The organism is Lutispora saccharofermentans, from assembly GCF_024363565.1.
Lineage (GTDB): Bacteria > Bacillota > Clostridia > Lutisporales > Lutisporaceae > Lutispora > Lutispora saccharofermentans.
This window is the reverse complement of the sequence record NZ_JAJEKE010000012.1, coordinates 1-20,705: the sequence shown is the minus strand read 5'-3', so window position 1 is coordinate 20,705 and position 20,705 is coordinate 1. Positions and strand designations below refer to the sequence as shown.

Sequence of the window (20,705 nt, the reverse complement as noted above, 5' to 3'; positions counted from 1 at the left end):
CAGAGGGAGCAACGGAGGTGCATGATGAAAAAAAAGATTTTGATATTGGAAGATGATGAAAATTTAAGCCGCGGCATTGCCTTTACCTTTGAAAAGGATGGCTATGACGCTGTTTCATCAGGCAGTATTAAGGAGGGGAAGCGACTGCTGGAGCAGCATAAGATTGACCTTATCATACTGGATTTGGGATTGCCGGACGGAAACGGAATGGACTTATGCAAAGAAATCCGCACATATTCAAAAATCCCTATAATTATGCTGACCGCCTGCGATTTGGAAACAGATGAGGTATTCGGCCTTTTAGCCGGTGCGGACGATTATATTACCAAGCCCTTTTCCCTGTCCATTCTACGGGCAAGAGTGGAAGCGCTGCTTCGCCGTACAGAGGCTGAAAACCGCTATATCATCCATTCCGGCAAATACAGGCTGGACACAAACCTTTGCAAACTTTTTAGGGAGGATGAAGAAATACCCATCAGCGCAACGGAATACAGACTGCTCTATTTTTTGATGACAAACGCCGGGCAAGTGCTTTCAAAGGAACAGATATTATCCACCCTATGGGACAACGAGGGGAATTTTGTGGATGAAAATACCCTGCCCGTTAATATCAGTCGCTTGCGGGCAAAGCTGGAGGAGGACCCGAAAAATCCCCAGATCATTAAGACCATTCACGGCATCGGCTACATTTGGAACGGAGGGGTGTAGGGATGGCATTTGCAGTTACTGTTGTCATTGCTGTCATTTTGTGCAGCCTGACCGTCCTTTTCAGCTATCGCTATGCAAGGAAAACCTTTGATTCTATCGATCAGGTTTTGGACAGTGTACTAACTAGAAATGCAAAGCTTCCATTTGAAGCGGCAGCGGATAGCCGGCTTTCCAAGCTGACGCATAAAGCCGCTAAAATCATTCAGATGAACACAATGGATATTTCTCAAATCAAGCAGGAAAAAGAAATCATACAAAGCTTTATATCGGATATGTCTCATCAGATGAAAACGCCCTTATCCGGAGTTGCCATGTATACCGACCTGCTGCTTGAGGGAAGCATTAGCGAAGCCGAGCGGCAGGAATTTTTATTGCGCATCAAGATAGGAACGGAAAAGCTGCAATGGATGATGAACAGCCTTGTAAAAATGTCAAGGCTGGAGGTCGGAGCCGTCGAATTGCACCCTGTTCCCGCAGGTATAAAGCAAACCATTTTCGACAGCATCAGCACCGTTTTCGGGGCGGCGGCCAAGAGAAATATTTCCGTTCGGACGGCTTATTTTGAGGATATTGCCTTGCTGCATGACCGCAAATGGACAAGCGAGGCGATCACAAATATTCTGGAAAACGCGATTAAGTATTCTCCATCAGACGGGGTAATTGATATATCTGTGGAAACCCTGCCCATTTACACAAAAGTCAGCATTACTGATTATGGCATGGGCATTGCCCCCGATGAGTGGAACTATATTTTCAAGAGGTTTTACCGGGGACGGAACGCCAAGGGTATAGACGGAGCCGGATTAGGACTTTATTTGGCAAATTTGATATTTCAAAAACAAGGCGCTTATATCCTTGTAGATTCCAAACCGGGACAGTATACGATTTTCTCCGTGTTCTTACAAAACTGTAAGAAATAAATCCGATCCTGTTAGGAGCTTGTAAGAATCGTCGTTTATGATGAAATCAATGGAGAAAGGAGGCATATAGCATGTTGGTTTTGAAAACAGAAGCCCTAAAAAAGTATTATGGGAAAGTCCCCAACACCGTCAAGGCATTGGACGGCGTTGATTTGGAAATACAGGAAGGAGAATTTGTGGCCGTTGTCGGTACGTCTGGATCGGGGAAAAGCACTCTCCTGCATATGCTGGGCGGCTTGGACACGCCGACGGGCGGTAAGGTAATTGTCGGAGGCAAGGATATTTCGGGAATGACGGATGAACAGCTTACCATCTTCCGGCGCAGAAATGTAGGCTTTGTCTTCCAGAATTATAACCTTGTGCCTATTTTGAATGTTTATGAAAATATCGTTCTGCCCATCGAACTGGATGGGAATACCGTGGATGAAAGTTTTGTAGACAGCATTATTGAAACTTTGGGCTTATCAGAAAAGAAAAATAATCTCCCTAACAATCTTTCCGGCGGACAGCAGCAGCGTGTCGCCATCGCCCGTGCTCTCGCAACGAAGCCGTCCATTCTTCTTGCGGACGAGCCGACTGGAAATCTGGACAGTAAGACAAGCCAGGATGTTTTGGGGATTTTGAAAATGACCTCTACCAAGTTCCACCAGACCATGGTGATGATTACCCATAACGAACAGATTGCCCAGCTTGCCGACCGTGTGATCCGGATCGAAGACGGCAAAATCGTCGCCGCGGAAGGTCGGTGATGATATGAGGAATAACAATAAAACCATCGTAAGAAATCTATCGAAACGAAGCTTTATGGCGAATAAAAGCCGGAACATATTTGGGCTGACTGCCATTGTGCTTACCACCGTTTTGATTACGGCGGTGTTCACCATCGGCATCAGCCTCTCTGACGGTATGCGGCAGATACTGATACACAGCTATGGGCGCAGCACGGAGGTGGATTTTCAATACCTCACCGAAGACGAGGCCCGGCGTGTGGCCCAACATCCGCTGGTTAAGGAATACGGCCTGTCAAGGCTGATCACTACAACGACCGAGGGCGTTTTCCGTCAGGCACAGGGAGAAATTCATACGGCGGACGAAAATTTTGCCGAGTTTACCTTCAGTACACCGACAACAGGCCGGCTGCCAGAAGCAGAAAATGAAATTGCCCTGACAAGCTGGATTCTGGACGCGATGAATTTGCCGAGGGAATTGGGGCAGTCCGTGCATCTGGATTTTGAAGTAGGCGGAACACCTTACAGTCTGGATTTTACCGTTTGCGGATTTTGGGATATGGAATTAAACCTTAACCCCTACGGAATTTTGTATATTTCCGACGCGTTGGCGAACAAGCTGCTTGCAGGCGTGAATCCGGCGGAAACACGCCTGGGCAGCGGTTATTACGGTGTAACAAAGCTGACTGCCAATATAGACGGCAAGCTATCTGAACTTGAAGATAATGTCAATATCATCCTGCAGGATACAGTCATTGACGCCGAGGCTGCGGGCATTCTCTTTAACGGTGCTTACAACACAACGAGTTCAGACGGCGGAATCATAGCGGCAATGGTATTGATTATAGCCATTATACTGGTAAGCGGCTATCTTCTCATCTATAATATTTTTTATATTTCAGTTATGCATGATGTGAGGTTTTACGGCCTGCTGAAAACCATCGGCACGACACAAAAGCAGCTTGGCCGTGTTGTCAACTTTCAGGCACTTTTGCTTTGTGCGACTGGCATACCTGTGGGGCTGCTTTTGGGTTATCTGCTCGGCATCGTGCTGATTCCTGTGCTGCTCGGTTTCCTGAGCATCGACTATATGCCGGCGCCTCCGAATCCGTGGATATTCCTGCTGGGAGCGGTGCTCTCGCTGGCTACGGTACTGATCAGCTGTCACGGCCCCGCGAAAAAGGCGGGAAGGGTCACTCCCGTGGAAGCGGTACGTTTTACCAACGTTGCCTCCTCTCCCTCAAAAAAGGTAAAGAGCGGCAGCAGCGGGGCGAAAATATCCCGTATGGCTTGGTCCAACATATTTCGCAGCAGGAGAAAAGCGTCGCTTGTCATCGCGTCCCTGTCTGTGGGGTTGATTTTGTTTAATATCGTCTATACCTTAGTGGGCAGCTTTGATGTGAACAAATTCCTGCAAGGCCATATTAACGGTGATTTTCTGATTGCTGACATGGATTATTTCAGTTTTGCCAGACCTTATACGCCAAGCTATACGTTAAGCAAAGATTTATTGCATGCTGTAAAGGAACTTGACGGTGTACAGGAGATTGCCAAAGTCTATTATGCAAATGGCTTTGCTCCCATAGAGGGAAATATTAAGGACGGCTTAATCGATTTTCACCGCAGAGGGATTTTAGCGGAGAAACCTTCCCTCACGGAGCAGGAAATTCAAGGAATAATTGAAAAGACGGATTTCAGCGCTTACGGCGATTTCATAAACGCGCAGGTTTACGGCTTTGACAACTATTGGCTGGATAAGCTGGAGGAAAACCTGGTAGAAGGAAGCTTTGACCGCGAGAAATTTTTATCCGGGGATTATCTGCTGCTTGGATTTGACGGCGGGGGCATGGTTCGGGTCGGGGATACCGTTACATTCTCTTTGAACGGTAAGGATGAAGAGAAGCGCAGCTATGAGGTCATGGGGCGGGTAAATCATAGCGCACTCAATTCTTTAAGCGCGCATTTTATCTCGATGCCCGGGTTTTCTGTTTATTTGCCGTCCTCGGAGTTTGAAAGCCTGGAAAATCCGGACATCATGTCGGCTACAGTTATGGCGGATGAAGCCGCTGTTGACAGCCTCCAGACAGAGATTGGGTTACTGCTTGCAAATAATCCCGAAGTGGACTTTCGCTCCCGCGCCGATTACATTGCCGAGATGAAAAGCGACAATCAGCAGTTTGCGCTCATCGGCTTTACGCTGTGCGCTGTGATCTTACTGATCGGCATCCTGAATTTCGTCAACACCACCATGACAAACATTTTTTCCCGCAAGCAGGAGCTTGCCATGCTCCAGAGCGTGGGCATGACAGCCAAGCAAGGCAAAAAGATGCTTGTATTGGAAAGCATATACTATATGGCGCTGGCGCTGCTTGTCTTTGTAACGGTGGGCTATGCGGTCAGCTACTTTGCCGTCAATACTGTAACGCAGGGCAGCGCTGCATATACCTATAAATTCAGCGTTGTGCCTTTAATGATCTGCTTCCCGGTGCTGCTGCTTTTAGCCTGCGTACTGCCAATCCGGGTGTATAAAAATATTTCGAGAGACAGCGTTGTGCATAGGCTGCGGGAATTGGAATAATAATTTCACCTATTTTAAGTTGTTGTGCGGCAGCTAATAATGTATAATGGGTTATGTAAAAAAACAATCATAAGCGCAGAAAATTTACGGTTTCACAGTAAATTTGATATAGGTGACATATGGATAAAATAAATATAAAAAATTTATTAAATAATATTGTTTACTTAACCCTAGGCTGTTTTATTACCGCCTTTTCCGTGAACTATATTCTCAAGCCAAACGGCCTTATTACCAGCGGAATAACAGGCCTGGCAATTATTTTAGAAAAATATGTGAATATTAATTATTCTTATATTTACTATTTTATAACATTTGTTATACTTATCGTCACATTTTTACTTATGGGGAAGAAAGAAATTATGAAAATTGTTTTTCTTTCTGTTTTATATCCGACGATCTTATTGGTCATGCAGGATATTAAATTTAAATTTATAGAAAACGATCTTCTTCTTGCTTCAATTTATTTCTCTATTTTTTATGGAATCGGAGTCGGAATGATACTCCGTAAAGGATTTTCATTTGGAGGAACAGATACCATCGCGAGAATTTTAAATAAAAAAGTTTTCCCTGCAATAAATGTAAGCTACATTATGATGGTTTTGGATGGAATTGTGATACTCATATCAGCTTTTGCCTTTGGAAGGAATATAGCGTTGTATTCTATTATCAGTCAATTGGTGGTTACAAAGGTCTGTGACTATATAATGTTTGGATTCGCCACTAAATTGTACAAGCTGGAAATAATCAGCAGCAAATATGAAGAGATCAGTAAATTCATCATGTTTCAATTAGGAAGAGGAGTAACGGTCTTTAAAATAAAAGGCGGCTATACAAATGATGAAAAAATTCAAATAGAATCCGTTTGCTCACCAAATCAATCCATCATGATACAGAAGTTTATTAAGGAAATTGATCAGGCCGCATTTGTAAAAGTGTTGCCCATCTCATCAGTTTGGGGCAGAGGCAGCCGTTTTATTGACATTAATTCAGAAGACTGAGTCAAAAGCTGATACCCCAATATGCAATGAAGCCAACAGGCCGAGAGAGGTCCGTATCAAGGAAAGAAGTGAGTAACATGGATGAGGAGACAAATCAAATCAGAACAAGCACATTATTCAAACGCCTGTTCAAAACATCAAATTTAGAGCAATTCATGAAAAAGAACACAGGCCAAATGCAGTTACAGTCTTTCAGCAAATACATAACGGAACTGTGCAAAAATCAAGGTCAAGTGCCGGAGCGTATTATCAAACGGGCGAACATTGAACGCTCCTTTGGGCATCAGATTTTCAAAGGGACAAGAAAGCCTTCAAGGGATACAGTTCTTCAATTGGCCTTTGGGTTTGATGCCGATGTGGACACGGCTCAGGATCTTTTAAAACACGCCGGAATGAGCGCCTTGTATCCGCGTGTTAGACGTGATGCGGCGATCATCTACTGCTTGCATAACCGCTTTACCATTGTGGAAACACAAAGTGTTCTCAACGAATTGGAATTACCTTTGATTGGAGGAGGCAGCAGAGTAAAATGAATGATATAAGTGCAGCTGTCGTCGATATTTTAAATACCTTTGATGAACCGGAATATCCTGCAGGATTTCTGGAGAAATATGTTCCAATGGAGTGCCTGGCATGCAGCCATGGTACGGAGACATTTTTGGTTAAGCAAAAAACCGGTGAACGGTTTTATGTTGCAAAATTCTATGACAAAAATCTCTACTCTTTTGTGCATGAGAGCAATATATTGAAATCTCTGCATCACATCAGCCTTCCTGCCTTTGTAGATGAATTCCAAGATGACAAGGTAGTATGCATTGTACGCGAATATATGGAAGGTAAGCCTCTCAATCAATTTGCAACGGAAAACAATCTGACAAGGAAGGACGTTATAGGAATTTGCGTACAGCTTTGCGACATCCTCGCCTATATCCACGGACGGGAAAAGCCTGTCATCCACAGGGACATCAAGCCTCAGAATATTATCGTTAAGGATGATGGACAGGTCATTCTCATTGATTTTGACATTGCCAGAATCTATAGAAGCGGAGCGGATACCGATACCCAGTTCTTCGGCACCAGGGAGTATGCTCCTCCGGAGCAATACGGCTTTTCGCAAACTGATTGCCGTACCGATATTTATTCCATAGGCGTGGTGTTGGGATGGCTGCTCACCGGAGAGACCAACGCTAAAGAGGTCATCCGTAAACTGGGTCACGACCGGCTTGCAAGCGTATATAAAAAATGCACGGCTTTTTCACCGGAGAACAGATTTTCTTCGGCAGCAAAGCTAAAATCTGCTTTGCTTCATACGGGTGACAGGTGTAAAAAATCTGCCCTGGGATGGATGGCTGCGATACTGTCCTGCATGGCGTTTCTTTGTGCAGGTTTTTCCATCGGGCGTTATACCGATTTTTTGTCTTCCGTCTTAGAGCCTTCTGTGAGGGTCGCTTTTGAAGAGCCTATGATTGAAAAGGCTGTTCGGTTTCAGCTGGACAAAGCGGCAGATGAAATCATCACTGAAGGCGATCTGCTTTCGGTCACCGAGTTGTATATTTTCGGAGATGCTTTGATTGCAAAAACCGGAGAGGAGCTGCACAGCGCAGCTGATCGTCTTATCAAAAGCAACAAAATGAAGGAAGGTCCTATCCGATCTCTTGCTGACCTTGCAAAAATGCCCAATCTAAAACAAATTTCCATTTCCATGCAGGAGATCAGTGATATTTCTCCATTAGCTGTTTTAAATAATCTTGAGGCTGTGGATATAAAGAATAATCCTGTTACAGATATTTCGCCCTTGGGGAAATTGAAGTTTTTGAAACGCGCCTGCCTGTTTGACACTCGTGTTACTGATTTATCACCGCTTGCAAATTGTTCCATGCTCAATGACATTGACGCAGGCAAGCTGCCGGTTCGCTCTCCCGCAGCGTTTGAAATATTCAGCAACCTGCAAAGGCTCAATCTCTATGAAACAACGATAGACACCCTTGACGGGATTGAAAAGCTGGCACAGCTTAGATTTATTGAGGTTACAAACGTCATCGATGGAGACCTTACGCCGCTGCTCTCGTTGGCATATCTCGAAAATGTCATATTGGGAGAGGGGATGCGGCATGCGGCTGAAGCAATTGAAGACAAGGCGAAATTTGCAATATCCTACAGATAAAGTTGAAGGGATGCCTATGCGCAGCTTGAAGCTAAAGATTTCGAGATAAAGTAAATATAACTAAATATATCTTACAATTAATACGCCTGTCTTTTGACCGGCTTATTTTTTTACAAAATCGGAAGCCGGCAGCAATAATTGATTTGACCGCAGTAATTTATTTGATTAAATTGGTAATAATACTTTATAAACAAAGGATTTTACCAATTGGGAGATTGTTGAAAGCGATGAAGAAAAGCAGTAAAACAGATTCCGCCACTTATATAAGCAAAGATATAAATGAAAATATAACCAGGCTTAAAGATGATTTTGGGCATAGCAGCGATATTATTATTAACTGTATCAAATCTGATAATAATAAGGATTTAATATGGGCAAACATATATATTAAAAGCCTGGTGGATAGGAATACTATAAACAATTTATCATCGGAACTGGCTGAATTAAACTTCAAAGATTGTAGCACAGAACCTGATATAAACTTTGATATATTGATGAATTACCTTCCCGGCTTGAGAGATTCAAAGGGAGGGTTTGATTTTGAAAGTCTTTATGCTGCTTTATTATCTGGCGATACTGTTTTTTTATTTGATGGCTGCGACAAGTTTTTAATAGTGGCCTCGGAGACCGATGAGAGCAGGTCTATTGAAGAACCTACTTCCCAGACTGTAATAAGAGGGCCAAAAGAAGGATTTACCGAGAATATCAATATCAATATTTTGCTTATCAGAAAAAGGATTAAAAACATAGCTTTAAGAGTGGAAAATATGACTATAGGCAGCATAACAAAAACAACAGTAAGTTTAATGTACATTGACAAAATTGCAAAAGAGGAAATTGTGCAGGAAATAAGAAACCGTCTTGATAGAATAGAAATTGACGGCATTCTTGAAGGCGGGTATATCGAAGAATTGATTAAAGATGACAGGTATTCATTTTTTCCTACTTTTTTAAGCTCCGAAAAGCCTGATTCGGTCGTTGCTGCCTTGCTTGAAGGCAAGGTAGCGATTTTAGTTGATGGAACATCTTATGTATTGACTGTCCCTGCGCTTATGGTTGACTTTCTTCAAGTCAGTGAAGATTATTATCATCACTATGTCGTATCTTCTGTTATGCGTTTTTTTAGGTTTGCTGCTTTTTTTCTCACGCTTTTAGTACCGGCAACATACATAGCATTGACAACATTTCACCAGGAGATGATTCCTACTTTATTGCTTGTCAGCTTGGCAGCTCAGCGTGAAGGCGTTCCTTTTCCCGCCTTTTTTGAAGCGCTGCTTATGGAAGCCACATTTGAAATATTGAGAGAGGCCGGCATAAGAATGCCCAGAGCCATCGGACCTGCCATTTCCATAGTAGGAGCTTTGGTGCTCGGGCAGGCAGCGGTGGAAGCCGGCATCATATCGGCAGCTATGGTCATCATTGTTTCAATCACTGCCATATCAAGCTTTGCTATACCTAACTATGAAATGTCAAATGCTGTAAGGCTAATAAGATTTGCTTTAATGTTTCTGGCGGGGGTGCTCGGCCTATATGGCGTATTCATGGGCTTAATGGTTATGGTGCTTCATTTGTGCAAAATAAAATCCGTCACGGTTCCATATTTAACGCCGATTGCGCCAAGAATAAAGGGCATGAACAGAGATACTATTTTAAGACTTCCGTTGTGGAAGATGAAACGCAGACCTATGGGTATCAGCGGGACTGATGCATCAAGGGTAGAAGAAAAGAATCCTGTAAGCTCAAGCCAAAAATCAAAGCCGGAATTAAGGTGATATGGCTTGGGAGGCTTTATAATGAGACTATTCATAGGGCACATGGAGGTTAACATAATATGAAGTTAAAAAGAATATCGGCCATTTTTATTATACTGCCAATCATATGCTTGAACGGGTGTGTGGACAGCCGCGAATTAAATACGCTTGCGATCACTGTATGCATTGGTATCGATAAAGTTGAAAACGGTTATTTGTTGACTCAGCAAATTGTTAATCCGAAGGCAATAGCTTCTAAAAAAGCAACCAATGAAGCTCCTGTCATATTATATTCTGATACAGGAGAGGATTTATTTGAAGCATTCAGAAAATTAACCGTACAATGTCCCAGGAAAATATATGCTTCCCATTTGAGAATGGTCGTATTTGGAGAAGCTGTTGCAAAAGAAGGCTTGCAAGGCATCATCGATTTTTTGGCGCGTGATCATGAATTTCGTACTGATTTTTATTTTATAATAGCTAAAGATACAACTGCGAATAAAGTCCTAAGCCTCTTGACTCCTCTGGAAACAATACCCGGGATCGCATTGTACGATTCTCTGCGAGCCTCTATGGCTGCATGGGCCCCTACAAATACCATAAGAATTATAGAACTGGTAAACGCCATTATTGCTGATGGGAAAAACCCCGTACTTGCAGGAGTCGAGATTGTTCCAAGCATAGTTAATTCGAATTCCACGGATGCTTTAAAGAAAACAAATGATATCGAAAGGTTAAAATATACAAGCCTGGGAGCCTTTAAGGAGGATAAGCTTGTAGGTTGGCTAAATGAAGACGAAGCCAAGGGGTATAATTATATTGTTGGGAATGTGAAGAGTACAGTGGGGTATGCCAATTATGGAGATGATGTAAAGCTTACATTTCAGGTTACAAAAGCTAAATCAACTATTAAAGCTCATTTAGTAAACGGTAAGCCGGCCATTGATGTACAGATCAACGCAAAGCAAAATATTGGAGCAGTGGAAGGAGACTTTGATGTTTCCAGTGAAGAAAACAAAAAAATATTAAATGAGATATCCGAGAAAGAAATCAAACTGATGTGCATGAAAGCGGTCAATATGGCACAGAACGAATTAAAGACTGATATTTTTGGTTTCGGAGAGGCGATACACAGGAGGTACCCCAGGCTATGGGAAAAAATAAAGGATGATTGGGACGATGAATTTGTAAGGCTCCCAGTAAATATCACTGTAAAATTTGAGACAGACAAGTTGGGGCAAATAACAAAACCTTTCTTTATAAAGGAGAAAGAGTAGGATGATTATAGTATCTATTCTAGCAGTATTAGTGTTTGACATCGCAACATGTTATATAGAAATACCGAAAATGCTGCAAGGCAAACTTTATAAAGAGCTATGGACATTTTCGATTTTGCTTGCATTAGGTACGGCACTTGCGATACTAAAAAGTTTTGAGGTAGATATACCAAACCCTTCGGACTTTATAGCATGGATATATTCTCCTGTTGCTGATACTGTAGAAATGTTATTAAAATGAGGCATGAAATATGGATAAAATAAAAATAACAGATCACCAATTGATAGCCATAACCACAGCCTTTGTGTGCGGAGTGTCCACTATTATTATTTCTTCAAGAGTTACGACGATTGCCAGGCATGATGCGTGGATATCTGCAATAGGCGCAATGCTATTTGGATTGCTCATAATTTGGATGAATACCTATCTGGGAGGATTATATCCTGGCAAAACATATGTTGAGGTCATTCAATTGTTATTGGGAAAATGGATTGGCGGTTTTATTGCCGCATGTTTTATTATGATGTGCTTTATTGGCGCGCCGCAATTTATATGGTATGTTGGTGATTTTTTTACGACACAATATATGCAGGAAACATCTTTGTATATTATAAATATATTATTTTCAAGCGTAGTTGTTATTGCATTATTATACGGGATAGAAACAATAGCCCGCGCTTCTGAAATATTTTTTTATGGAATAGTTATCATGTTTATATTATCCATGCTCTTGGTCAGCCCTAATATAGATATTAATAATATATTGCCTGTCCTGGAAAGGGGTATTACGCCGGTATTAAGGGGTTCACTACCGATGCTTGCGTTTACGGTTCTGCCCACAATCATTTTGAATATGGTATATCCGGTGAATGTAAAAGACATAAGAAATGCAAAGAAGTCAATATTCGTGGGATATATGATAGGAATGTCCATTTCATTCATTTCAGTTCTGATGTGCAATTTAGTCATGGGAAGTACGATTACAGCAAGCTCGCGGTTCCCGGTTTTTTTACTCACGAAAGAAATCAATGTAGGCGTTATATTTACAAGATTGGAAGCTTTGATAGTCATTGTTTGGCTGTTTACTATTTTTAATAATACTGTGTTTTATTTTCATGCAGGAGCTTTAGGATTAGCACAGCTTTTAAAGCTAAAGGATTATAAAAGCATTGTCTTGCCGCTGGGATTAATCATGAGCGTATTTTCAGGCTTTGTTTATAAGGATGTCATATATGAAAGCAAATGGGATACTGAAGTCTGGTTCCCGTATATTGCTTCATTCGGACTGATTTTGCCGGCGTTGCTGCTGATTATTTTTTTTATAAAAAAATATATATTCAAGATGGATGTATATGGAAAATGAAAAAAGGGCATATGTTACAATGCCCAAGCGGGCTTCCCCTGTATTTCTGTATTTTCTCCAACATTCTTGGCAGGGAAGCCTTCTATGATTTGATTATCATTAAAGATGCTCCTTTGCTTGACCAGGCTGCCGGATTTGAGCAAGGTATTTTTGCCTAATCTGCTGTAGTCGCAAACTATTGAACCGGATTCTATTACACTGTTCGAGCCGATAGTAGTGCCATGAATTATGCAGCCGGGACCGATGATTACATTATCTTCAATGATCAGCTCATTGTCGGGCAATAAATGCAGCACCGAGTTTTCCAATATCTGAACGTTTAGAAGGAGCTTCCGATATAAACGGCATCTCCCTGAATATGAGGGATGCATTGGAAATAACAGAAGAAGATATAAAAATAAAAGCATTGGAATCTTCACATTTTCTTATTGTTGAAATGAAGAAATAATCGGGTGATAAGCTTATTATAATTGATCACACATATGTATCCGATGAACTCGCCGGTCAAGGTGTGGGAAAGCTGCTGCTAAAAGAACTTGTCGATTGGATAAGAAAGGAAAACAAAAAGATAATCCCTCTTTGCCCTTATGCAAAAGCACAGATGGAAAAGAACAAGGAATATCATGATACAATATATCTATGGCAGTATGGACGGTCCTTTAAAACTGAGAAGCAATATTCAGTTTTAAAGGGCCGTCCTATTAGTTAAATCTTTTTCCAGCGTTTTAAATTAGGAAAATATTCAAGCATAGCAGCTCTTGCCGCGTTTTCATCGGGATACACCCCGGCTTCAAGTGTGAAGGGAATGCAATTTTCAATCATTTCTTCCATGGTTTCTTCCTTGGTAAAGCTTCCGTTTTGATAGCAGTAGCAACAGTAATCCACATTCTTTGTCCCATTAGTATTTGTGCCGAAATGACTTTCTTCAGTCATAGGCATTGCGCAGCTTTGACAGAAATTTTGTATGTTCATGAACATCTCTCCTCGCATTTTATTTTGATATTTGCAGTATACACCCGATAATTTGACAACAGCATGTCATATTATTTATAAAAGTCCAAAGCTTTTTCAAGCTGTTCTTTTATAATTTTTTTGATGCGGGCTGGTTCAATGACCTCTGCATACATTCCGAAAGATAATATATAGCCGTATACCCACTCATCCTCGGGATAGGATACGCAAATCGTAAAGCTCCCATCGTCATTCAACGATATCTGTGCATCATCAAATTCGTCATATACGCGGTACGCTTGTGAGGAGTGGATTTTCATGATAATATCCACTATGTTTATGTCAGTCCCTATATCAAATGCAGCCAGAGCTTCGCTTTCCAATTGTCTGTCAAAATGCTCATCCAGGATTTGTATATTTTTAATGCGGCTAAGCTTGAAAAGGCGCATGGATCGTTTGACCCTGCAAAATGCCTTCAAATACCAGGCTTTTCCTTTAAACAATAGCTGCAAAGGCTCAACGGTACGGATGTTTTTTTCTCTATAGGCATTATAGTACTCAAAAGAAATAACTTTTTTATTTATTACAGCACTTTTAATCGAGGCCAGCATTTCCTGTTTTAGATTTCCCCAGCCTGAGAAATCGATCTCGATCCAGTCATTTGATTTGCTGTCGAAAATATTGCTCAATTTTGAAAGAATACGGTCGGCTTCAGGGTAATTTATTGCGCTTAAGCTTTGCAAAGCAGCGATCATTTCATTCTGCTCGCCTTTTGAAAAAATAGATTTATTCAGAACAAAGTTGTCGAGAATACTTATGCCTCCGTTTTTACCTTTGCTTGTATAAACAGGTATCCCGGCCTGGCATAAAGCATCTATGTCACGGTAAATCGTTCTTTGGGAAACTTCAAACCGTTCTGCAAGCTCGCTTGCCGTAATGGTTTTTCTATTCAGCAGGATATAAATTATCTGCAGCATCCGATCAATCTGCATAAAAATCATGCCTTCCTAAGATATTTCTCTTTTATTGTATAATTGCATTTCTTCTTATAGTTTACGAAATATTAAAGTGAAAAGCTATACCAAATACAGCGGTCATGGTTAGATAGTAAAATATTTTATACGAGCTTCAGATCAGAGGCTTTGCGCAAAGCGCTCACTGTATTATTCACATTTAACTTTTTGTACACGTTTCTTACATGATATCTTACAGTGGCAACGGAGATAAAAAGTTTTTCTGCTATTTCCTTGTGCTTATATCCATCGGCAAGTAAATGAATAACCTCCTGTTCTCTTTCACTAAGAATAACATCTCCATGATCTATTGTGCTTACATATTCTTGATACTGCTTGCAACAGTAAATGACATAATCCATATATTCCTGAGGAAATTCTTCTGTGTCTCTCAAGGCAGCAAGCATAGACTGAATGTATACACCGTTTTCTGCAAATGGTAGAACGATATGATCATCTGCAGCAATCTCCAGTGCTTTCCTTAAGGCATCCTGGCCTGCTTTTTCACCATATAGGGCGTTTTTGGCTATAGCTGAAAAAATATAATTGGAAATATAGCCAAGCTGATTGTTATATATGCTCAATTTTTCCTGCGCTTCTTCACATAACACCTCAAGTCTTATGTAATCACCGGACAGCAGTATGGATTTTGCACAAACAATGTAGTTGAATGCAATACCTTGGAACATAAAATTAGCAGGTGCCATATCATTGTTTTGTATCCATTCCGGGATACGCTCTCCTAATCCCAAACAGCCGTTGAGATATGCAATACAAAATTCACAAGTGGTATTAAGAACACTGCTGTCCAGCCTTTCCATTATGTCTGTAAGTCTTGTAATCAATTCTTGACACTCATTAAACTTGCCTTGAAACAATTTAAGTCTTGCCAGGGTAAAGGTAGCGCATATTATAATAGCATTTTGATTATAGCTTTGTGCTTGATAGATTGCTTTTCTAGCATTTATAGCCACATTATCAAAATCACCTGTTTCCAATGAATATTCAGCAAGCGTCAAAGGTTCACTGCCAGAGCCGCAGCCCTCTACTGCTTCTGCAAGTATATGAAAATGTGCAGAGATAAAGGAGGCTGTCTGTTTCAGTGAGCCTTTTTTTGTGTAGTAGCAATAGAGCAGATGCGGAGCACCAAAGGTAAATTCTGTAGCGTTGCTGACAATGCAGGAATAGCGTCCTCTAAAGTATTCAACTGCTTTTGTTGCATGGCCTACAACAGCCTGGGCGCTATTGAAGGCTACAAAGATCCAGGTATTATGTATTTCTCCAAGAATCCGGCTGCGTTCACTTTCGGACAGTTCTTGCATTATAAAGTGGTGCTCCATTTTTGCGAGCTGTTGTTCGAGCTTCCAGTTTTCATATGGATTACAAGTCAACGCCTTGACTCTGACATTGCGCAGCGATGCAATCGGGTAGCGGAATGAGGCTTCCACGGACAGCCCTTCAAAGGTCATATGTATCTGTGGAAATTGCGCAAAATGTATGTCTTGTGCTTGCTCGCGGTTAAGGTCATGAAGTATGGTCACGATATCTCCTGCGCGCAGCAGATAGTCATAGGCAAGACTACGTTTCTTCTCTCTTAAAAACCATTGTCCCATACGCTGGTATATGGTTCTGGGATCAATATTATTATTACGCGCTTTTTCCTGCAGGAATTCCTGTAAAAGGCTGGTCATCTGGTATGCGGAATATGCTTTGTTGTAAGATATAAATGCGTTTCCTTGTGCAAGAAAAAGAATACGCTGAGGCGCGGTCAGGTCATTCATGGCATAGGTTGCCTGCTCCGGTGTAAATATGTCTAGAAATGATAGCTTTTGCAAGAAAAGCTTTGTCTCTTCATCATGAGTATTATACAGATTACGTTCAAGCAATCGATCAATGCTTTCTCCGCGCACAATAGGAAGACCTTGTCGCAAGCTTTGCTGAATCAGATATATACCTGATATCCAGCCCCCTGTCCATCTATGTACCTTAGTGAGTGTTTCATTATTCATAGGGCATTCCATAAGTTTAAAATAGGCATAGATTTCGTCCGGCTGAAATTGAAGTACATCCTGTTCAACAAGAAAGCATACTCTCTTTTGTGACAAGTCGGTGATTTGAAGACTGGAAATATATTGTGCTACAAGTACTATATGAAGATTAGGAATATGCTCGTTTGAAATCAGAGTTATTAAAGACGCTATTTGTGGACAGTCAATCAGGTGATAGTCATCAATAACTACCATAACAGGTCTTTCATATTCAATCTCATATATGATATTAAATATGTGAACCATTTGGGATATATCAGACGGAAATCCTAAATTTTCGAATCTCATTCCTAAAGCAGGATTTACTTTTGCAATTTTAGAAGTGAGACGTCCCCAGAAATATGCAAGTGATCCGCCTGAACCCATGAGTGAAAGCCATATTGGTTTAATTTTTTTTATTCGCACAAATTCATGCAAAGCGGTTGTTTTTCCAAAGCCCATCGGGGCTCGGATTACGGTGAGGGGAAAAGAAAAGATGTTGTTAAGCTCACGGTTAACCCGCTTGCGGCTTAAAACACGAAATGTAGGTATGTTCATCCACTGCACCTCTTTTCATTAACAGCTATATATTAGTATAGCATCTATGCATAAAGATTGGATATAAATGTGCCGACCTTATTGATTATATAGTGAAATACTATCACATCTGATAGTGTTTTTTTGTGATTCCATATTGTAATATAGGACATGAAAGGGGAGCAATACCTTTCATGCTATACAAAAATATCAAAAAATGCCTCCGCCTGTTTGGATATTAATGCAGGCGGATGGTGGCTTTTCAAAAGGGCAGAGGCCCAATTGGTTTATCCGATTGTAGTAAAGGTCTTAGAAATAATCTTCCACTCTCCGCCATCACAAATCAAGTGAAAATGGTCTTCCAAACTAACATTGCCACGGAACCCAGTTTCGTAGACTATGACGTTTGCGATAAGACCAGTAACGGACAGTGAACGTATCTCTGCTTTGTACGGGTTACCCATAGATTCCATTGAGGGAGCAGATGCCATATCCTCAATAAAAGGAGCGGGGGTACCAATTAAAAGCATATCGCCGAGATAGCCGGCCATACGGGCATCTTTGTGGAACACGCTTTCAAGCACAGGAATGTCTGCCTTGTATGTTCCATTTATATAGCGGTGAATTACCTCCCGGACGTTTTCGACTTCTGCGTTAAACATAGTGAATTACCTCCCTGTTTTCATTTTGAGTTAAGCACAATTTTTATGCACTTATATTAACAATAACAATCAATATAATTATGTATTGTAAAAAAAGGAGGATAACAACGAATGTATATCCTATGTTCAAAGGGTAAGGAGGGAAAATAATGAATTCTGCAGGCCGATCTGCACACCAGAATATCACCCCTTTGCAGCCATCGCTGCGGTGTCAGCTTCAATACAGTGAAAGGCTGCTGAAGTGGAATCCATTTTCCAAAAAGAACCTTGCATTGTGCTATCAATTTAAGACGGGTGAAAGCGGAAAGCCTATCCGACTGATTCCTGATGCATGTCTGGATTTTTTGTTCCATTGCAACGAGGATAATCCGAGCGCAATAATAAGCGGAATACAGACAATACCATATGATTTGGAACTTGAGCCAAATTCGGTGTATTTCGGATTTAAGCCATACAGCTTAATGGGTATGAAACAGTTACCTATAGCATGGCATGAAATATTAGATAACAAAATTTCATTTAGTGAACAATTTGGTAACACACGAATTATAGAAGCGCTTGCGTCACTAAACACTTTTGAGGATCGTGTTGAAGCAATTCAGTCATTTGCGCTTGATGCTATGATTAATGCCGGATATACGCCAGACTTTGTAGAGTTGTCTGAACTATACATATGCAATGAAAAAGGAAATGTAAAAATGGACACGCTCAATGAATATACAGGCTATACGGGACGTTATTGCCGTGAGAAATTTAAGGAAGCTCTGGGTATATCAATCAAAAGCTATGCCAATATAATGCGTTTTCAAAATGCGGTGCGAGGGCTATTTAATGCACAAAATGATGACTGTTTATCAGACGTAGTATTTGACAATGGATATTTTGATCAGTCTCATCTTAACCGCGAGTTTCGCCGATATTCCGGTGAGCCTCCATTAAGCTATAGACGTGAATATTTAAGCAGGTAGATTGATTTTAACAGCTGGATGAATAATCCAGCTGTTAAAGCTTTTAAAGAACAAATTTCTTGTTCCGTTTTGTACAATAGCGGGCGAGAAAATAGTGATACATTTGTGGCACAAAGCAAAAGGAGGTAATGTTATGGATAATCAAGCAATTGCTCAAGAATTGGTAGAAAAAGCCAAGGTAGCACTCAAGCAAATTGAGAGCTATACGCAGGAGCAAGTAGATGAGCTTGTCTATGCTGCCTGTCTGACATTCCGTGAGCATGCAGACGAGCTTTCCACGGAGGTCGTGGAGGAAACAGGACTTGGAAATGTTGAAGATAAGCGCATTAAAAATTTTGGAACAGCAGATACCATGTGGCAGAACCTTAAAGGCAAGAAGTCTGTAGGTATTATCGACCGGGACGAAGAGAACGGTTTGATCTATGTAGCAAGTCCAAAAGGTGTCATTATTTCGGTAGCACCGACAACAAATCCTAATATCACAGCACTGTGCAATGCAGTGTTTGCAATCAAGGGACGCAACACAGTAGTCGTATCACCTCACCCAAGAGCAAAGAAAACTACTAAGCATACAATTGATTTGATTCGTGAAACATTCAAGAAAATGGGCGCTCCCGAGGATATCATTCAAATGGCTACCGAGCCGTCTGTTGAGCTTACACAGGAGCTTATGAAAGCAGGAGATGTTGTAGTTGCTACGGGCGGCATGGCAATGGTTAAGTCTGCTTATTCAAGCGGAAAGCCTGCTTTTGGTGTAGGCGCCGGAAACGTTCAGACCGTTGTCGACCGTGGATTTGATTATGACGAGGCATGCGCACAGATAGTGGAAAGCCGCAGCTTTGACAATGGTCTGATTTGTGCAGGCAACCAGTCAATCATTTTCCCTGCCGAGGACGAAGAAAGGATAGTTGCCGGACTCAAGAAAAACAATGCATATTACATGGACGATCCTGTAGAGGCAGATAAATTCAGGGAATTCTTATTCCCGGATGGAAAGCATATCAATAGCAAAGCTGTAGGACAAAGTGCAGTCAAGCTTGCAGAAATGGCAGGCATGGCAATACCCGATGGAACTCGCGCAATAGCAGTACGTGGAAGCAAAATAGGTGCGGAGGATGCGCTTTGCGGGGAAAAGATGTGTCCGGTGCTCGTTATTCTGCCATACCATACATTTGAAGAGGCTGTTGAGATTGCAAAGACCAACCTGCTCTATCAGGGTGCAGGGCATTCAGCTGTTATCCATACAAACGATGATGCAAAGGTTGAGTACATGGGTACACACCTGCCGGTATCACGTTTGCTTGTTAATCAGCCCGGTATCGCTGCGGCAGGTACAAATCCAGTATTCATAAATGGCCTTAATGCAACGACAAGTCTTGGGTGCGGCTCATGGGGCAATAATTCTATTTCAGAGAACCTTACCTATAAGCACCTGATAAATATCTCACGAATTGCATACCGCAAGCCGGGGGCAAAGCCTGCAACCCAAGAAGAGATTTGGGGATAAGCTGTACGGTTTTATAAAAGAGATAAAAATGTGTGCAAAGAACTAAAGTTCTTTAAATAATATGGAGGTGCAACTCAATGATTAAGGCAGACGTAGTTATCAAAAATGGCAAAGTAGCAACCATAGATAAGAATTTCGGCTATGTCGAAGCAGTTGCTGTCAGAGACGGTTGGATCATAGATGTGGGCTCAAATGCTGAAATTGAAGGCTCCGTAGGACCTGGTACCAAGATCATCGATGCAGGCGGCAGGCTTGTGCTTCCTGGTTGTAACGACTCCCACATGCATGCTGCACATACAGGTCTCACGCTGTCTCCTACATTTCTTGACTTTAATGGTCCTGCCTTTACATCGCTTAAGGATATTCAGGACAAGGTTTTTGAGGCGGCTTCAAAAGCAGGTCCCGGAGAGTGGGTATTTGGATGTGGATTTGTCGACGGAAACCTTAAAGAGCTTGCTGCAGAAAACCGGTTTATGAACCGTTGGGATCTCGACTCCGTATCAAAAGATGTTCCGGTAGTTCTTACCGACTTTTCATTGCACTCCCTTGTAT

Annotated in this window: 21 protein-coding genes; 16 read left to right on the top strand and 5 right to left on the bottom strand. The window is 41.5% G+C overall.

Features of this window, described 5'->3' with window-relative positions:
* Positions 1 to 21: 21 nt before the first annotated feature.
* The 11 genes from LJD61_RS12965 to LJD61_RS12915 all read left to right on the top strand — a co-directional run bounded on the left by LJD61_RS12965 (position 22) and on the right by LJD61_RS12915 (position 12,488).
* Complete coding sequence (locus tag LJD61_RS12965; RefSeq protein WP_255227979.1) at positions 22 to 708, top strand: response regulator transcription factor; 687 nt, start codon at positions 22 to 24, stop codon at positions 706 to 708.
* 2 nt (positions 709 to 710) lie between these two features.
* Entirely contained in the window at positions 711 to 1,628 is a 918-nt protein-coding gene (locus tag LJD61_RS12960; protein WP_255227978.1) for a sensor histidine kinase, read from the top strand.
* A 71-nt stretch (positions 1,629 to 1,699) separates the two neighbouring features.
* Positions 1,700 to 2,377 carry an ABC transporter ATP-binding protein gene (locus LJD61_RS12955; protein WP_255227977.1) on the top strand — a complete coding sequence of 226 codons (678 nt, stop codon included), beginning with the start codon at positions 1,700 to 1,702 and terminating at the stop codon, positions 2,375 to 2,377.
* 238 nt (positions 2,378 to 2,615) lie between these two features.
* Complete coding sequence (locus LJD61_RS12950; protein WP_255227976.1) at positions 2,616 to 4,934, top strand: ABC transporter permease; 2,319 nt, start codon at positions 2,616 to 2,618, stop codon at positions 4,932 to 4,934.
* A 119-nt stretch (positions 4,935 to 5,053) separates the two neighbouring features.
* Entirely contained in the window at positions 5,054 to 5,932 is an 879-nt protein-coding gene (locus tag LJD61_RS12945; protein ID WP_255227975.1) for a YitT family protein, read from the top strand.
* 77 nt (positions 5,933 to 6,009) lie between these two features.
* On the top strand, positions 6,010 to 6,465 hold the full coding sequence (locus tag LJD61_RS12940) for a hypothetical protein (RefSeq protein WP_255227974.1): 456 nt from the start codon (positions 6,010 to 6,012) through the stop codon (positions 6,463 to 6,465).
* Entirely contained in the window at positions 6,462 to 8,096 is a 1,635-nt protein-coding gene (locus LJD61_RS12935; RefSeq protein ID WP_255227973.1) for a protein kinase domain-containing protein, read from the top strand. The genes LJD61_RS12940 and LJD61_RS12935 overlap by 4 nt, the downstream gene beginning before the upstream one ends.
* Positions 8,097 to 8,323: 227 nt before the next feature.
* Positions 8,324 to 9,868: a spore germination protein gene (locus LJD61_RS12930; RefSeq protein WP_255227972.1), complete on the top strand. Its 1,545-nt coding sequence runs from the start codon at positions 8,324 to 8,326 to the stop codon at positions 9,866 to 9,868.
* A gap of 59 nt (positions 9,869 to 9,927) precedes the next feature.
* Positions 9,928 to 11,124 (top strand): Ger(x)C family spore germination protein, encoded by a 1,197-nt coding sequence (locus LJD61_RS12925; protein WP_255227971.1) that lies wholly within the window; start codon positions 9,928 to 9,930, stop codon positions 11,122 to 11,124.
* A gap of 1 nt (position 11,125) precedes the next feature.
* Entirely contained in the window at positions 11,126 to 11,365 is a 240-nt protein-coding gene (locus LJD61_RS12920) for a hypothetical protein (protein WP_255227970.1), read from the top strand.
* Positions 11,366 to 11,375: 10 nt separating this feature from the next.
* On the top strand, positions 11,376 to 12,488 hold the full coding sequence (locus tag LJD61_RS12915) for a GerAB/ArcD/ProY family transporter (RefSeq protein ID WP_255227969.1): 1,113 nt from the start codon (positions 11,376 to 11,378) through the stop codon (positions 12,486 to 12,488).
* A gap of 14 nt (positions 12,489 to 12,502) precedes the next feature.
* Here the strand turns inward: LJD61_RS12915 and LJD61_RS12910 are convergent, their stop codons facing one another.
* The gene (locus tag LJD61_RS12910; protein WP_255227968.1) at positions 12,503 to 12,784 is read right to left on the bottom strand and encodes a gamma carbonic anhydrase family protein; all 282 of its coding nucleotides are present in this window, start codon (positions 12,782 to 12,784) and stop codon (positions 12,503 to 12,505) included.
* A 62-nt stretch (positions 12,785 to 12,846) separates the two neighbouring features.
* Here LJD61_RS12910 and LJD61_RS20790 point away from each other — a divergent pair, with 62 nt between their 5' ends.
* Both LJD61_RS20790 and LJD61_RS20785 read left to right on the top strand, forming a co-directional pair.
* Positions 12,847 to 12,936 carry a hypothetical protein gene (locus LJD61_RS20790; RefSeq protein ID WP_408615420.1) on the top strand — a complete coding sequence of 30 codons (90 nt, stop codon included), beginning with the start codon at positions 12,847 to 12,849 and terminating at the stop codon, positions 12,934 to 12,936.
* 15 nt (positions 12,937 to 12,951) lie between these two features.
* Positions 12,952 to 13,197 (top strand): GNAT family N-acetyltransferase, encoded by a 246-nt coding sequence (locus LJD61_RS20785; protein ID WP_408615460.1) that lies wholly within the window; start codon positions 12,952 to 12,954, stop codon positions 13,195 to 13,197.
* On the opposite strand, the gene LJD61_RS12895 is transcribed toward LJD61_RS20785, so the two are convergent.
* From LJD61_RS12895 to LJD61_RS12875, 4 genes are all read right to left on the bottom strand, one after another.
* A complete protein-coding gene (locus LJD61_RS12895; protein WP_408615418.1) occupies positions 13,194 to 13,466 on the bottom strand; it encodes a zinc ribbon domain-containing protein in 273 nt (90 codons plus the stop codon). The two genes, LJD61_RS20785 and LJD61_RS12895, sit on opposite strands and share 4 nt — an antisense overlap.
* A 65-nt stretch (positions 13,467 to 13,531) precedes the next feature.
* Positions 13,532 to 14,431: a helix-turn-helix transcriptional regulator gene (locus tag LJD61_RS12890; RefSeq protein WP_255227966.1), complete on the bottom strand. Its 900-nt coding sequence runs from the start codon at positions 14,429 to 14,431 to the stop codon at positions 13,532 to 13,534.
* A gap of 125 nt (positions 14,432 to 14,556) precedes the next feature.
* On the bottom strand, positions 14,557 to 17,037 hold the full coding sequence (locus tag LJD61_RS20780; protein ID WP_303740759.1) for a helix-turn-helix transcriptional regulator: 2,481 nt from the start codon (positions 17,035 to 17,037) through the stop codon (positions 14,557 to 14,559).
* Positions 17,038 to 17,303: 266 nt separating this feature from the next.
* Positions 17,304 to 17,678, bottom strand: coding sequence for a nuclear transport factor 2 family protein (locus LJD61_RS12875; protein ID WP_255227965.1), 375 nt, complete (start codon positions 17,676 to 17,678; stop codon positions 17,304 to 17,306).
* Positions 17,679 to 17,827: 149 nt separating this feature from the next.
* Between LJD61_RS12875 and LJD61_RS12870 the strand changes: the two genes are divergently transcribed.
* From LJD61_RS12870 to LJD61_RS12860, 3 genes are all read left to right on the top strand, one after another.
* Positions 17,828 to 18,646, top strand: coding sequence for an AraC family transcriptional regulator (locus tag LJD61_RS12870; protein WP_255227964.1), 819 nt, complete (start codon positions 17,828 to 17,830; stop codon positions 18,644 to 18,646).
* A 133-nt stretch (positions 18,647 to 18,779) separates the two neighbouring features.
* Complete coding sequence (locus LJD61_RS12865) at positions 18,780 to 20,153, top strand: aldehyde dehydrogenase family protein (protein ID WP_255227963.1); 1,374 nt, start codon at positions 18,780 to 18,782, stop codon at positions 20,151 to 20,153.
* 77 nt (positions 20,154 to 20,230) lie between these two features.
* The coding region (locus LJD61_RS12860; protein ID WP_255227962.1) for an amidohydrolase family protein at positions 20,231 to 20,705 on the top strand (475 nt) is incomplete at its 3' end.

Coding starts and splice junctions, on each gene's coding strand:
- LJD61_RS12965 (WP_255227979.1), top strand. CDS start 22: ATGATGAAAAAAAAGATTTTGATATTGGAAGATGATGAAAATTTAAGC.
- LJD61_RS12960 (WP_255227978.1), top strand. CDS start 711: ATGGCATTTGCAGTTACTGTTGTCATTGCTGTCATTTTGTGCAGCCTG.
- LJD61_RS12955 (WP_255227977.1), top strand. CDS start 1,700: ATGTTGGTTTTGAAAACAGAAGCCCTAAAAAAGTATTATGGGAAAGTC.
- LJD61_RS12945 (WP_255227975.1), top strand. CDS start 5,054: ATGGATAAAATAAATATAAAAAATTTATTAAATAATATTGTTTACTTA.
- LJD61_RS12940 (WP_255227974.1), top strand. CDS start 6,010: ATGGATGAGGAGACAAATCAAATCAGAACAAGCACATTATTCAAACGC.
- LJD61_RS12935 (WP_255227973.1), top strand. CDS start 6,462: ATGAATGATATAAGTGCAGCTGTCGTCGATATTTTAAATACCTTTGAT.
- LJD61_RS12930 (WP_255227972.1), top strand. CDS start 8,324: ATGAAGAAAAGCAGTAAAACAGATTCCGCCACTTATATAAGCAAAGAT.
- LJD61_RS12925 (WP_255227971.1), top strand. CDS start 9,928: ATGAAGTTAAAAAGAATATCGGCCATTTTTATTATACTGCCAATCATA.
- LJD61_RS12920 (WP_255227970.1), top strand. CDS start 11,126: ATGATTATAGTATCTATTCTAGCAGTATTAGTGTTTGACATCGCAACA.
- LJD61_RS12915 (WP_255227969.1), top strand. CDS start 11,376: ATGGATAAAATAAAAATAACAGATCACCAATTGATAGCCATAACCACA.
- LJD61_RS20790 (WP_408615420.1), top strand. CDS start 12,847: ATGAGGGATGCATTGGAAATAACAGAAGAAGATATAAAAATAAAAGCA.
- LJD61_RS12895 (WP_408615418.1), bottom strand. CDS start 13,466: ATGTTCATGAACATACAAAATTTCTGTCAAAGCTGCGCAATGCCTATG.
- LJD61_RS12890 (WP_255227966.1), bottom strand. CDS start 14,431: ATGCAGATTGATCGGATGCTGCAGATAATTTATATCCTGCTGAATAGA.
- LJD61_RS20780 (WP_303740759.1), bottom strand. CDS start 17,037: ATGAACATACCTACATTTCGTGTTTTAAGCCGCAAGCGGGTTAACCGT.
- LJD61_RS12875 (WP_255227965.1), bottom strand. CDS start 17,678: ATGTTTAACGCAGAAGTCGAAAACGTCCGGGAGGTAATTCACCGCTAT.
- LJD61_RS12870 (WP_255227964.1), top strand. CDS start 17,828: ATGAATTCTGCAGGCCGATCTGCACACCAGAATATCACCCCTTTGCAG.
- LJD61_RS12865 (WP_255227963.1), top strand. CDS start 18,780: ATGGATAATCAAGCAATTGCTCAAGAATTGGTAGAAAAAGCCAAGGTA.